Here is a 13,132-nt window from a genome sequence, read left to right on the forward strand (position 1 = left end):
AAACGGGACGGTAACGAGGCAGATAGTGGCGGTATCTCATGACTGAGATGGTGTATGGCGCGGTCCAGGACCAGCGCGGTGAACCGATCCTTCCGAAATGGTGGCGGACGATTGACCGCTGGACGATGTCCTGCGTGCTGATCCTTTTTGCGATCGGGCTTCTGTTGGGGCTGGCCTCGTCGCCGCCTTTGGCGCAGCGCAACGGGTTCGATCCGTTTCATTATGTCGAGCGTCAGGCCCTTTTCGGTGTGTTGGCGCTGATCGCGATGATGCTGACCTCGATGATGTCACCCACCTTGGTGCGTCGGTTGGCGGTGCTGGGCTTTCTGGCCTCATTTGTTGCGCTGGCCTTTCTGCCGGTCTTCGGAACCGATTTCGGCAAGGGTGCGGTGCGCTGGTATTCGCTGGGCTTCGCCTCGCTGCAACCGTCCGAGTTTCTGAAGCCGGGCTTCATTGTCGTGGCCGCTTGGCTGCTGGCCGCCGCGCAGGAGATCAATGGCCCGCCGGGGCGGTTGTGGTCGTTTGCGCTGTGTATGTCGATCGTTGGCATGTTGGTGATGCAGCCTGATTTCGGTCAGGCCTGTCTGATCCTGTTCGGCTGGGGCGTGATGTATTTCGTGGCGGGTGCACCGATGTTCCTGCTGCTGGGAATGGCCGGAGCGGTCGTCCTGGGTGGCATGTTCGCCTACGCCAATTCTGAACACTTCGCCCGGCGCATCGATGGTTTCCTGAATCAAGAGGTCGATCCGACGACCCAGTTGGGCTATGCCACCAACGCAATCCGCGAGGGCGGGTTGTTTGGCGTTGGGGTTGGTGAGGGCCAGGTGAAATGGTCGCTGCCCGATGCACATACCGATTTCATCATCGCCGTCGCGGCCGAAGAATACGGCCTGATCCTGGTGCTGATCATCATCGCGCTTTATTCAATCATCGTGGTACGGTCCCTGCTGCGCCTGATGCGCGAGCGTGACATGTTCACCCGGTTGGCAGGCACGGGACTGGCTTGCATGTTCGGTGTGCAGGCGATGATCAACATGGGCGTCGCTGTGCGCCTGCTGCCGGCCAAGGGCATGACGCTGCCTTTCGTCAGCTACGGCGGCTCGTCGTTGATTGCAGGCGGCATCGCGTTGGGGATGCTGCTGGCGTTCACGCGGTCGCGGCCCCAAGGCGAGCTGGGTGACATTCTGCGCGGACGAGGCTGATGACGAACCCCTATTTGCTGATTGCGGCTGGTGGAACCGGGGGCCACATGTTCCCCGCCCAGGCGCTGGCTGAGGCCATGCTGAACAAGGGTTGGCGCGTGCGCCTGTCCACCGACCCGCGCGGGGCGCGTTATACCGGTGGTTTTCCGCATTCCACCGAGATCGTCGAGGTCTCCTCGGCCACCTTCGCGCGCGGCGGGATGGCGGCCAAGGCGCTGGCTGGTCCCCGGATCGCAGCCGGAGTTGCCGGGATGACGGCCCAGTTGCTGCGCGACAAGCCGGATGTGGTGGTGGGGTTCGGTGGCTATCCGTCGATCCCGGCGCTGAGCGCGGCGGTGATGTTGCGTCTGCCCCGCATGATTCACGAACAGAACGGCGTTCTGGGGCGCGTGAACCAGCTGTTCGCCACCCGGGTCGCGCATGTGGCCTGCGGCGTCTGGCCCACCGACCTGCCCGAGGGCGCCCACGGCATCCACACCGGTAACCCGGTCCGTGCTGCCGTGCTGGAACGCGCGGCCGCGCCCTATATCCCGCCCGGAGATTATCCGATGTCGGTGCTGGTGATGGGCGGCAGCCAAGGCGCCCGCATCCTCAGCGATGTGGTGCCCGGCGCCATCGCTGCTCTGCCCGAGAGCCTGCGCCAGTATATCCGTGTTTCGCATCAGGCGCGCGAAGAGGATGCCGAGCGGGTCACCGCCTTCTACGCCGACCACGGGATTCTGGCCGAGGTCCAGCCCTTTTTCCACGACGTCCCCCGCCGCATGTCCGAGGCGCAATTGGTGATCAGCCGCTCGGGCGCGTCCAGCGTGGCCGACATCTCGGTGATCGGGCGGCCCTCGATCCTGATCCCCTTTGCCGCCGCAGCGGGCGATCACCAAACCGCCAATGCGCGCGGGTTGGTGCAGGCGGGCGGGGCGATCATGATTCCCGAAAATGCGCTTGACGTTCCCGCCCTGACCGAGCAAATCGCACTGGTTCTGACCAACCCCGAAGCCGCACAGAAAATGGCCCATGCTGCCCTGTCGGTCGGGGCGCCCGACGCGACCGAGCGTCTGGTGGCCCTTGTCGAACAGCTGGCGCAGAAGGAGACCCCATGAATCCAGCAACCAAACTGCCGCAGGATGTCGGACCGATCCATTTCGTGGGCATCGGCGGCATCGGGATGTCGGGCATCGCCGAAGTGCTGCTGAACCTTGGGTACCAGGTGCAGGGATCCGATCTGAAGGCCTCGAAGATTACCGACCGTCTGGCGTCGCTAGGGGCCGAGATCTTTGTGGGTCAGCGGGCTGAAAACCTCGACAATGCGGCCGTCGTGGTCGTGTCGACCGCGATCAAGCCGGGCAACCCTGAACTGGACGGCGCCCGCGCATTGGGCCTGCCGGTGGTGCGCCGTGCCGACATGCTGGCCGAGTTGATGCGGCTGAAATCCAACATTGCCATCGCCGGTACCCACGGCAAGACCACCACCACCACCATGATGGCCGAGCTGATGGTGGCGGGCGATTTCGACCCGACCGTCATCAACGGCGGCGTGATCCATGCCTACGGCTCGAACGCGCGGATGGGGCAGGGCGAGTGGATGGTGGTCGAGGCCGACGAGTCCGACGGCTCGTTCAACCGGCTGCCCGCGACCATCGCCATCGTCACCAATATCGACCCCGAGCACATGGAGCATTGGGGTGATTTCGACCGGCTGCGCGCGGGCTTTCATGATTTCGTCTCGAACATCCCGTTCTACGGTCTGGCGGTGTGCTGCACCGACCATGCCGAGGTTCAGGCGTTGGTGGGCCGCATCACCGACCGCCGTGTGCGCACCTATGGGTTCAACGCCCAGGCCGACGTGCGCGCGGTCAACCTGACCTACAAGGGCGGCATTGCGCATTTCGACATTCATCTGCAATACGAGGATACCGTGATCGAGGGTTGCACCCTGCCGATGCCGGGCGATCACAACGTCTCGAACGCGCTGTCGGCCGTGGCCGTGGCGCGTCACCTGGGCATGAAAACCGCTGAAATCCGCGACGCGCTGGCCAATTTCGGCGGCGTCAACCGCCGCTTTACCAAGGTTGGCGAGGTGAACGGCGTCACCATCATCGACGACTACGGCCACCACCCGGTGGAAATCGCGGCGGTGCTCAAGGCCGCGCGCCAGGCGACCGAAGGCCGCGTGATCGCCGTTCACCAGCCGCACCGCTATTCGCGCCTGTCCAACCTGTTCGACGATTTCTGCGCCTGTTTCAACGATGCCGATGTCGTGGCCATTGCCGAGGTCTTCTCTGCCGGAGAGGACCCGATCGAAGGCGCCAGCCGCGATGATCTGGTGCAGGGCCTGATCCGTCACGGCCACCGCCACGCACGCGCGCTGCTGGACGAAGGCGACCTGGAGCGTCTGGTCCGCGAACAGGCCCGGCTCGGCGACATGGTCGTCTGCTTGGGCGCTGGCACCATCAGTGCCTGGGCCAATGCGCTGCCTGACCGGCTGAAGGTAAAACAAGCCGTTTGACGTTAGCAGGCATTTGGGTGCACAACTTGCGGATGTGTCGCTGCCCTGGTGCGTGACTCATTTGCGGAGAGAACCATGGATTATTCCGTCATCTTTGCCGCCCTTTGGGTGATCTGCGCCACTGTCGTGGCGCTGTTGCCGATGCGCCTGCAATTCCCGCCGGGCATCGTGCTGCTGATCTGCGCGCCGGTTCTGATCGTCTGGCTGGGTGTGGTACATGGCTGGCTGATCGGAGCGCTGGCCTTTGCCGGGTTCGTATCGATGTTCCGCAACCCCATCCGGTTTTACTGGCGCAAATGGTCGGGCCGCGAGGTGGGGCAATGAGCTGGTCTATCGCCCTTGCCGCCCTTTGGGGCGTCGCCGCCAATGTGCTGGCCATGATCCCCAGCAAGGACAACCACTGGACCCGCGCCTATGCGCTGATCGCGGTGGGCATTCCGATCTTGGGTTATGTCACCTACGAAAACGGCCCGTGGGTTGGCCTGTTCGTTCTGGCCGCCGGCATGTCAGTGCTGCGATGGCCGGTGATCTACCTTGGGCGGTGGCTGCGGCGGCGGATTTGACCCTGCGGCTTGGAACGGGCTTGCCACGCCCCGCCGAATCCGCGATCTAGCCTCAATGACCACTTTGCCAACGCCTCAAGGCCGCCTGACGGCGAACCGACGACTGAACGACCTCACATGGCTGAGAGTCGGCGGCCCGGCGGATTATCTGTTTCAGCCGGCTGACCTTGAGGATTTGCAGGCTTTCCTGCATCATCTTCCGGCCGAGGTGCCGGTGTTTCCCATGGGCGTCGGCTCGAACCTGATCGTGCGCGACGGGGGCTTGCGGGCCGTTGTGATCCGGCTGGGGCGCGGCTTCAACGGCATCGCGGTCGACGGCACCACCGTCACCGCGGGGGCAGCCGCGCTGGATGCGCATGTGGCGCGCAAGGCGGCGGATGCGGGGGTGGACCTCACCTTTCTGCGGACGATTCCGGGTTCCATCGGTGGGGCCGTGCGGATGAACGCCGGCTGCTATGGCAGCTACACGGCGGATGTTCTGAAATCGGCTACGATCGTCACCCGGCAGGGCGAGTTGGTCGAGCTGACGCCGGCCGACCTGAACTTCCGCTATCGCCAGTCCGACCTGCCCGAGGGTGCGGTGCTGGTGTCGGCCACGTTCCAGGGCCCGGCGGGTGACCCGGCCGACCTGCACGCCCGGATGGAGGCGCAGCTGAAAAAGCGAGACGAGACCCAGCCCACCAAGGACCGCAGCGCCGGGTCGACCTTCCGCAATCCGGCCGGGTTTTCCTCGACCGGGCGGGCCGATGATGTGCACGACCTGAAGGCCTGGAAGGTGATCGACGACGCCGGAATGCGCGGCGCCCGGCGCGGGGGCGCACAGATGAGCCCCAAGCATTCGAATTTCCTGATCAACACCGGAAACGCCACCGCCGCCGACCTCGAAGGGCTGGGCGAAGAGGTGCGAAAAAAGGTTTACGAAACAAGCGGGATCACGCTAGAGTGGGAAATCATGCGGGTCGGTGATCCGCTGACAGATTAAAGCCCCGACCGTCAGACCAAAACAGGCAAATTCAGGCGACGGATCAAAGGCATAACGAAATACGGACCACCAGATAAGGTCCGGGGACATTGAGGCGCACGAACGTGGGTAGGTCGAGCAGGACAAACCCCAAAGTGGCGGTATTGATGGGTGGCCCCTCGGCGGAACGCGAGGTGTCTCTCAGCAGCGGGCGCGAATGCGCAGCCGCCCTTGTGGGAGAAGGGATCGAGGTCGTCGAACTGGACGCCGGTCCCGACCTTTGTGCGCGTTTGCAGGACATCAAGCCCGACGTGGTCTTCAACGCCTTGCATGGCCGCTGGGGCGAGGACGGTTGCGTGCAGGGTCTGCTGGAGTGGCTGCGGATGCCATACACGCATTCCGGCGTGTTGGCCTCGGCGCTGGCCATGGACAAACAGCGCAGCAAAGAGGTTTTCCGCGCGGCCGGCCTGCCGGTGGCCGACAGCGTGATCGTTCCGAAATCGGATGTGATGGCGGGGCACGTCATGCCCGCGCCATATGTGGTCAAGCCCAATAACGAAGGCTCGAGCGTCGGGATCTACCTTGTGTTCGAAGGGTCGAATGGCCCGCCGCAGCTGTCGGATGACATGCCCGAACAGGTCATGGTCGAACACTACGTGGCCGGGCGCGAGTTGACGGTGACCGTGATGGGCGACCGCGCTCTGACCGTGACCGAGATCCTGACCGACGGTTGGTACGACTACGACGCCAAATACAAGCCCGGCGGATCGCGCCACGTGCTGCCCGCCGATATCCCGCCGCGTATCTTCGAGTTGTGCATGGTTTATGCCCTGCGCGCCCATCAGGTTCTGGGATGCCGGGGCGTCAGCCGCACTGACTACCGCTGGGACGACGCCAAGGGCGAAGAGGGACTGTTCCTGCTGGAGACCAACACCCAGCCGGGTATGACCCCCACCTCGCTGGTGCCTGAACAAGCCGCGCATCTGGGCATGACCTTCGGTCAGCTCTGCGCCTGGATGGTCGAGGATGCCTCATGCGACCGCTGACCGCCACTCGTGCGCCGGTGATCCACCGCACCAAGCCTCTGTCCGGCCCTGATGCCGAGTTTCAGTCTGCGGACGCCGACGCCGTCCGTGCTGAGCCCAAATTGCGGTTGCGCGGTGGTCGGTTCTTCCGCCGTGGCAAGGGCCGTGCGGACCCGGCACCGTCGCGGTTTAGTTATCGGTTCCAGCGATGGATGCTGACGCCGGGAATCCGGCTGGGGGTCAAGATCGGAGTGCCGCTCTGCGCGGTCGTGGCCACGGTTGGGCTCTACTTCGCGGCCGAAGAGCGGCGAGAAGCGGTTCGGGCGCAGGTGGACAACTTGATCACGTCGTTCCAGGAGCGTCCTGAATTCATGGTCAAGCTCATGGCGATCGACGGGGCGGGGGCCGGCCTTGCTGACGACATCCGCGAAGTCGTGCCTTTGGACTTCCCGCTCAGCTCCTGGGATCTGGATGTCGAGCAGATCCGGGACACGATCACCGGCTTGGACCCGGTCAAATCGGCAACCGTGCGGATCCGTCCGGGCGGCATTCTGCAGGTCGATGTTGTCGAACGTCAGCCCGTGATCGTATGGCGCACCCGTGAAGGCATCCAGCTGTTGGACGAAACGGGCACCCACGTGGCCGAGATCGCGGCTCGGACCGAGCGCTCCGATCTTCCGCTGATTGCCGGTCAGGGTGCAGATCAGCATGTGGCCGAGGCACTGGAGCTTCTGGCCACTGCGCGCAGCCTGGGCAGCCGGGTGCGCGGTCTGGTCCGCGTCGGCGAGCGGCGCTGGGACCTGGTTCTGGACCGAGGCCAACGGGTCATGCTGCCGACGGAACGTCCGGTGCGCGCGCTCGAGCGTGTTCTGGCGGTGAACGAGGTGCAGGACCTTCTGGAACGGGATGTTGCCGTGGTCGATATGCGCATAGGGGCGCGGCCGACCATTCGGATGACAGAAGCCGCCAGCGCAGACTGGTGGAATACAAAAGTGACTATGGGTAACGGGCAGTAATACGATGATGACGGATCTCTATCAGTCTCAACGCGCAATGCGCCAGATGCGCAGACAGGCCATGCAACGCGGTGTCGTTGCGATCCTGGATGTCGGAAGTTCCAAGATCGCCTGTCTTGTGCTGCGTTTTGATGGGTCGGCGCGGCTCAGTGAGGACAACTCGATCGGGTCCATGGCCGGGCAGACCGGGTTCCGGGTGATCGGTGCGGCGACGACCCGATCGCGCGGGGTGCGCTTTGGTGAGATCACGGCCATGCAGGAAACCGAGCGCGCCATCCGCACCGCGCTGCAGGCTGCTCAGAAGATGGCCGATATCAGGGTAGACCATGTAATCGCCTGTTTCTCGGGGGCAAACCCTCGGTCTTATGGGCTGGATGCGCAGGTGGATCTGGACGGTCAACTGGTGACCGAGGCCGAGATCGGTCGTGTCCTGAACGCCTGCGATGTCCCGGATTATGGGGCAGGGCGCGAGGTTCTGCATGCACAACCTGTGAACTTCGCTCTGGACAACCGATCTGGCTTGATCGACCCGCGGGGGCAGATGGGTCAGACGCTTGCGGTCGACATGCACATGTTGACGGTCGATGCGGTGGCGATTCAGAACATCGTTCGTTGCGTCAAGCGGTGCGACCTGGAATTGGCCGGCATCGCGAACTCGGCCTATGTGTCGGGGATTTCTGCGCTGGTAGAGGACGAACAGGAACTTGGGGCGGCCTGTATCGACATGGGCGGTGGGTCCACCGGCGTTTCGATCTTCATCAAAAAGCACATGATCTATGCCGACAGTGTCCGCATGGGCGGGGATCACGTCACCAGTGACATTTCGATGGGGCTTGGTGTGTCCGCCTCGGTTGCCGAGCGGATCAAGACCTTCAATGGCGGGGTTCACGCCACCGGAGCCGATGACCGCGACATGATCGACATTGGCGGCGACACCGGGGATTGGGAACACGACCGGCGTACCGTCAGCCGTGCCGAGTTGATCGGCATCATGCGTCCGCGCGTCGAGGAAATCCTCGAGGAAGTCCGCGTTCGACTGGACGCTGCAGGGTTCGAACATATGCCGAGCCAACAGATCGTTCTGACCGGTGGAGCCAGTCAGATCCCAGGTCTGGATGGGCTGGCCAGCCGCATACTGGGCCAACGAGTGCGTCTGGGCCGACCGCTGCGCGTGCATGGGTTGCCGCAATCTGCGACAGGCCCGGGGTTCTCCTCGGCGGTCGGTCTTGCGCTGTTCGCGGCGCATCCGCAGGACGAATGGTGGGACTTTGAAATCCCGGTCGATACCTACGCAGCACGGCCGTTCAAGCGTGCCGTGCGCTGGTTCCGTGACAACTGGTAGGTTCCTGCTCCGGGCGGCGGTGTTTTGCGCAGCCTGGGTTCCGGCTGCGGCTGTCGCGCAGACCCGTATCTCGCCCGAAGCATTCCTGGACGCGGTGGTCGGAAAGACCGTCACGTTCCACGAATTGACCAGCGGTATGCTTGTCGGCACCGAGGAGTTCCTCAGCCCAACCCGCTCGGTCTGGCGGCGAGAGGGCGAGGGCTGTGTCTATGGCCAGATCACGACGCCTGACGGCAAGCTGTGTTTCCTCTATGACACCGAGCCCGGCCCGGTATGCTGGTGGCCATTCGAGCATGATGGGCGGTTGCTGGTCAGGATCGCGCGGCTGGGGGATGGCGAAATCCAGGAAGTCAGCGGATTTTCGGACGACGGCCTGGATTGTCCTTCCGTTCCCGTCAGCTGAAAATTCCGGTTGCGGTGCAGGGATTTATCCCTCAGAATATCAACAAGGCCCGTCAGAGGCTCGTCGGCAGGACCCGAGCAGTCAGCCGCAGTTTGAACAGGATGTCCAGCATCGCACCCGCCAAATCAGGCTGGGGGTTTTCGCGTGTGTGGTGGCCTGTCCGCCCTGAACCGCTAGATTTGCGCAGTCGGGCGAAATGCCGCGAAAAACCGCCTTATTTCTTCCATATTTTGTGGATTCACGCGATTTTTGGCGTGACGTTTGACGTTTGGAAAGGTAGAATCACAAGCGGATAGGCAAGAAAAACACCGCTTTGCGGGATCATAAATACAGGCGGACAGAGCATGACATTGAATCTTTCGATGCCCGGGCACGACGAACTCAAGCCTCGGATTACGGTATTTGGCGTAGGCGGTGCAGGTGGAAACGCCGTCAACAACATGATTGAAAAACAACTCGACGGCGTTGACTTCGTGGTGGCCAACACGGACGCGCAGGCACTGCAGCAAAGCCGCTCGTCGGCGCGGGTGCAGCTGGGTATCAAGGTGACCGAGGGTCTGGGCGCAGGCGCCCGCGCATCGGTCGGCGCCGCCGCCGCCGAAGAAAGCATCGAACAGATCGTCGATCACTTGGCCGGCGCGCATATGTGCTTCATCACCGCCGGCATGGGCGGGGGCACCGGCACCGGCGCCGCTCCGATCATCGCGCAGGCTGCGCGTGAACTGGGTGTATTGACCGTGGGCGTGGTGACCAAACCGTTCCAGTTCGAAGGCGCCAAGCGCATGCGCCAGGCCGAGGACGGCGTCGAGGCGCTGCAGAAGGTTGTCGATACACTGATCATCATCCCGAACCAGAACCTGTTCCGTCTGGCCAACGAAAAGACCACGTTCACCGAGGCCTTCTCGATGGCCGATGACGTGCTGTACCAGGGCGTCAAGGGCGTGACCGACCTGATGGTGCGTCCGGGCCTGATCAACCTCGACTTCGCCGACGTCCGCGCGGTGATGGACGAGATGGGCAAGGCCATGATGGGTACGGGCGAGGCCGAGGGCGAAGATCGCGCCATCCAGGCTGCGGAAAAGGCCATCGCCAACCCGCTGCTGGACGAAATCAGCCTCAAGGGCGCCAAGGGCGTGTTGATCAACATCACCGGCAGCCATGACCTGACCCTGTTCGAACTGGACGAGGCCGCCAACCGCATCCGCGAGGAAGTGGACCCCGAGGCCAACATCATCGTCGGCTCCACTTTGGACCCCGAGATGGAAGGCAAGATGCGCGTATCGGTCGTGGCAACCGGCATCGACGCCAGCGAAAGCGGCTCCGAGGCGCCGGCTCCGCGCCGGTCCATGTCCGCACCTCTGACCCGCACCGTATCGGCGGAAGAAGAGGCAGCACAGCCGGCTCCGGTTGCGGCGGAAGTTGCTGAACCGGCTCCGCAGCCCGAAGCTCCGCGCGAACCGTCACTGTTTGAAGCGGCCGAAGAGCCTCCGCACACGACTTTGCAATTCGGTCAAGGCGCGGATGAGGCTGTCGAGGACGATGACGACGGGCTGCCTCCTCCGGCCTATCAGCCACGCAGCGCCGAGTTCGATCCGCAGCCCGAGCCGGTCGAACGCCCGGCGGAAAGTTATCAGCCGCAACAGGTGCCGCATACTCCTGGAACGCCTTCGCCTGCCGCGCTGGAACGGCTGCAGGCGGCTGTTCAGAACGTACCGACTTCGGCCCAGCGTCTGACCGCGTCGCGCCCGCAGGAACCGGCGCCGCAGCGCCAGCCCGCCGCCGAGGAACGACCGCGGTTCGGGTTCAACCGTTTGATCGACCGGATGACTGGGCACGCCCCGGATACCCCCGCTCAACCGGCCCGGCAACAGCCTGCGATGCGCCAGACTGACGCTACGGCACCCTCGCATGAAGAGGTCGATCCCGAGCAGGAGCGTATCGAAATTCCGGCTTTCCTGCGCCGTCAGGCCAACTGATCGCGGTAACAATATCCACTCACGGGGTCGCCGAAAGGCGGCCCTTTTTCCTTTTGATGCAAACGTTTAAGTGCCAGTAAGCAGGGTTTTGCCGATCTGTTGCGGAACTGTTTCATTCAGTTACAAAGAGTGAGTTGAGCCTTGACCCGCGCTTCCTTAACTGAGGGTGCAACACAGCCGAAAAAGGCTGGACACCGCTCACCGAGGTTCAATTTGCAACAGACGCTCAAATCTTCGATCACGTTCAAAGGCGTGGGCCTGCACAGTGGCAAGCCCGCGACGATGGTTCTGAAACCGGCAGCTGCCGGTCACGGAATCTGGTTCAAGCGGACAGATATCGAACTGGGCAATGCGTTGATCCCGGCCATCTACGATGTGGTCGAAAGAACCCAACTATGCACGCGCCTGGTCAATGACGCCGGCGTTTCGGTGTCGACTGTCGAGCATATCATGGCTGCGCTGGCAGGGTGCGGGATCCACAACGCCCTGATCGAGATTGATGGACCCGAAGTTCCGATCATGGATGGTTCGTCGATCGACTTCGTGCGCGGTATCATCGCCAAGGGTGTCCGCCGTCAGGCCAGCCCGGTTCTGGCGTATGAGGTCCTCAAGCCGGTCGTGGCAGAGCGGGAAGGTGCCCGTGCCTCGATCCGGCCGGCTGACGGTTTGATCATCGAGTTCCACATCAATTTCGAAGACACTGCGATCGGCAGCCAGTCGAAGATCCTGGATATGCGCAACGGGTCGTTTGCTCGGGAACTGTCCAACTGCCGGACCTTCTGCCGCCGAACCGATGTCGAGGCGATGCGCGAAAACGGTCTGGCACTGGGCGGCACTCTGGAGAATGCGGTTGTTGTTCAAGGGGCCGAAGTGCTGACACCGGGTGGCTTCCGTCACCAGGATGAAGCCGTGCGCCACAAAATGCTGGACGCGTTGGGAGATCTGTATCTGGCCGGCGGCCCGATCTTCGGTCACTTCGTCGGCGAGAAATCCGGCCATGCCATGACCAACACATTGCTGCGCAAGCTGTTCGAGACGCCTGGCGCCGTGCGTCCGGTGCTGTGCACGCCTGAGCAAGCCGCACAACTGCCCGGGCAGGGATTGGTCTGGGACGAAATCCCCGAAGTTGCCTGATCCGGCCCGGCCCGGCGACAAATCGGTCGTGGGGCCGATAAGGCGTTTTGCACCGGAATTTTATGTGCTAGACCAAAGCTCAATCCGGGGTTACCCAAAGAGACAAGACGACTAGGATGGGCGGTATGGTTGGCACCAAAGCGGCAGTCAGGCTTGCGGGCGCGATTCTTCTGGCAGCTACTTTGACGGCCTGCGGCAACGCGGGCGGCCTGTTTGGTAACAAGGGCGCTGACAAGTCCCAGAACCTTGAAGGCTTTACGCCCGAGCAGATCTACACCCGTGGCGAATACGAGCTTGCGCAGAATCGTCCCGCAGATGCGGCCTGGTACTTTTCCGAAGTCGAACGGCTTTATCCCTATTCCGACTGGGCCAAGCGGTCACTGATCATGCAGGCTTTCGCGTTCCACTCGGACAAGGAGTATGAAGAAAGCCGCGCCGCCGCGCAGCGGTATATCGACTTCTACCCAACCGACGAAGACGCAGCTTATGCGCAGTACCTTCTGGCGCTCAGCTACTATGACCAGATCGACGAGGTCGGCCGCGACCAGGGTCTGACCTTCCAGGCGTTGCAGGCGCTGCGCACCGTGATCGAGGTCTATCCCGACAGCGAATACGCCACCTCGGCGGTGCTGAAATTCGATCTGGCCTTCGACCATTTGGCGGGCAAGGAAATGGAGATTGGGCGCTATTACCTGCGTCAGGATCACTATACCGCGGCCATCAACCGTTTCCGTGTCGTGGTCGAGGATTTCCAGACCACCAGCCACACAGCCGAGGCGCTGTACCGCTTGGTCGAGGCTTATCTGGCCTTGGGTCTGGTCGACGAGGCTCAATCGGCCGGCGCGATTCTGGGCTACAACTACCAGTCGTCTGAATGGTACGACGCGGCTTACAAGCTGCTGACCTCGCGTGGGCTCGAACTAAAGAGCCGCGGCAACAACTGGCTCAGCACGATCTACCGCCAGACGATCAAGGGCCAGTGGTTGTAATCGCCATGGTCACAGGCT

The 13,132-nt window shown here is 63.0% G+C and carries 13 protein-coding genes; all 13 read left to right on the forward strand.

Annotated features, from left to right (window positions below; all coding sequences use genetic code 11):
- The first annotated feature begins 38 nt into the window (after positions 1–38).
- The 13 genes from ftsW to GOW72_RS05570 all read left to right on the forward strand — a co-directional run bounded on the left by ftsW (position 39) and on the right by GOW72_RS05570 (position 13,114).
- A complete protein-coding gene (gene ftsW, locus GOW72_RS05510) occupies positions 39–1,202 on the forward strand; it encodes a putative lipid II flippase FtsW (protein WP_170357284.1) in 1,164 nt (387 codons plus the stop codon).
- Positions 1,202–2,299: a UDP-N-acetylglucosamine--N-acetylmuramyl-(pentapeptide) pyrophosphoryl-undecaprenol N-acetylglucosamine transferase gene (locus GOW72_RS05515; protein WP_170365766.1), complete on the forward strand. Its 1,098-nt coding sequence runs from the start codon at positions 1,202–1,204 to the stop codon at positions 2,297–2,299. The genes ftsW and GOW72_RS05515 overlap by 1 nt, the downstream gene beginning before the upstream one ends.
- The gene (gene murC / locus GOW72_RS05520; RefSeq protein ID WP_170357286.1) at positions 2,296–3,705 is read left to right on the forward strand and encodes a UDP-N-acetylmuramate--L-alanine ligase; all 1,410 of its coding nucleotides are present in this window, start codon (positions 2,296–2,298) and stop codon (positions 3,703–3,705) included. Before GOW72_RS05515 ends, murC begins: the two co-directional genes overlap by 4 nt.
- Before the next feature lie 75 nt (positions 3,706–3,780).
- Positions 3,781–4,029, forward strand: a complete 249-nt coding sequence (locus GOW72_RS05525; protein WP_170357287.1) for a DUF2484 family protein — start codon at positions 3,781–3,783, stop codon at positions 4,027–4,029.
- Positions 4,026–4,268 (forward strand): DUF2484 family protein, encoded by a 243-nt coding sequence (locus tag GOW72_RS05530; protein WP_170357288.1) that lies wholly within the window; start codon positions 4,026–4,028, stop codon positions 4,266–4,268. Before GOW72_RS05525 ends, GOW72_RS05530 begins: the two co-directional genes overlap by 4 nt.
- Positions 4,269–4,323: 55 nt before the next feature.
- Positions 4,324–5,250, forward strand: coding sequence for a UDP-N-acetylmuramate dehydrogenase (murB, locus tag GOW72_RS05535; RefSeq protein WP_170365769.1), 927 nt, complete (start codon positions 4,324–4,326; stop codon positions 5,248–5,250).
- A 104-nt stretch (positions 5,251–5,354) separates the two neighbouring features.
- Positions 5,355–6,275, forward strand: a complete 921-nt coding sequence (locus GOW72_RS05540) for a D-alanine--D-alanine ligase (RefSeq protein WP_170365773.1) — start codon at positions 5,355–5,357, stop codon at positions 6,273–6,275.
- On the forward strand, positions 6,263–7,270 hold the full coding sequence (locus GOW72_RS05545) for a cell division protein FtsQ/DivIB (protein WP_170365776.1): 1,008 nt from the start codon (positions 6,263–6,265) through the stop codon (positions 7,268–7,270). The genes GOW72_RS05540 and GOW72_RS05545 overlap by 13 nt, the downstream gene beginning before the upstream one ends.
- A 7-nt stretch (positions 7,271–7,277) precedes the next feature.
- Positions 7,278–8,612, forward strand: a complete 1,335-nt coding sequence (ftsA, locus tag GOW72_RS05550; protein ID WP_093964849.1) for a cell division protein FtsA — start codon at positions 7,278–7,280, stop codon at positions 8,610–8,612.
- Between the two features lie 19 nt (positions 8,613–8,631).
- On the forward strand, positions 8,632–9,015 hold the full coding sequence (locus GOW72_RS05555; protein WP_342355349.1) for a hypothetical protein: 384 nt from the start codon (positions 8,632–8,634) through the stop codon (positions 9,013–9,015).
- A gap of 344 nt (positions 9,016–9,359) precedes the next feature.
- A complete protein-coding gene (gene ftsZ / locus GOW72_RS05560; protein ID WP_170365783.1) occupies positions 9,360–10,991 on the forward strand; it encodes a cell division protein FtsZ in 1,632 nt (543 codons plus the stop codon).
- A 213-nt stretch (positions 10,992–11,204) separates the two neighbouring features.
- Positions 11,205–12,125, forward strand: a complete 921-nt coding sequence (gene lpxC / locus GOW72_RS05565) for a UDP-3-O-acyl-N-acetylglucosamine deacetylase (protein WP_170365787.1) — start codon at positions 11,205–11,207, stop codon at positions 12,123–12,125.
- Between the two features lie 125 nt (positions 12,126–12,250).
- Positions 12,251–13,114: an outer membrane protein assembly factor BamD gene (locus GOW72_RS05570; protein WP_170340921.1), complete on the forward strand. Its 864-nt coding sequence runs from the start codon at positions 12,251–12,253 to the stop codon at positions 13,112–13,114.
- The last annotated feature ends 18 nt before the right edge of the window (positions 13,115–13,132 follow it).

This window comes from Ruegeria arenilitoris (assembly GCF_013032855.1).
Classification (GTDB): Bacteria; Pseudomonadota; Alphaproteobacteria; order Rhodobacterales; family Rhodobacteraceae; genus Ruegeria; species Ruegeria arenilitoris.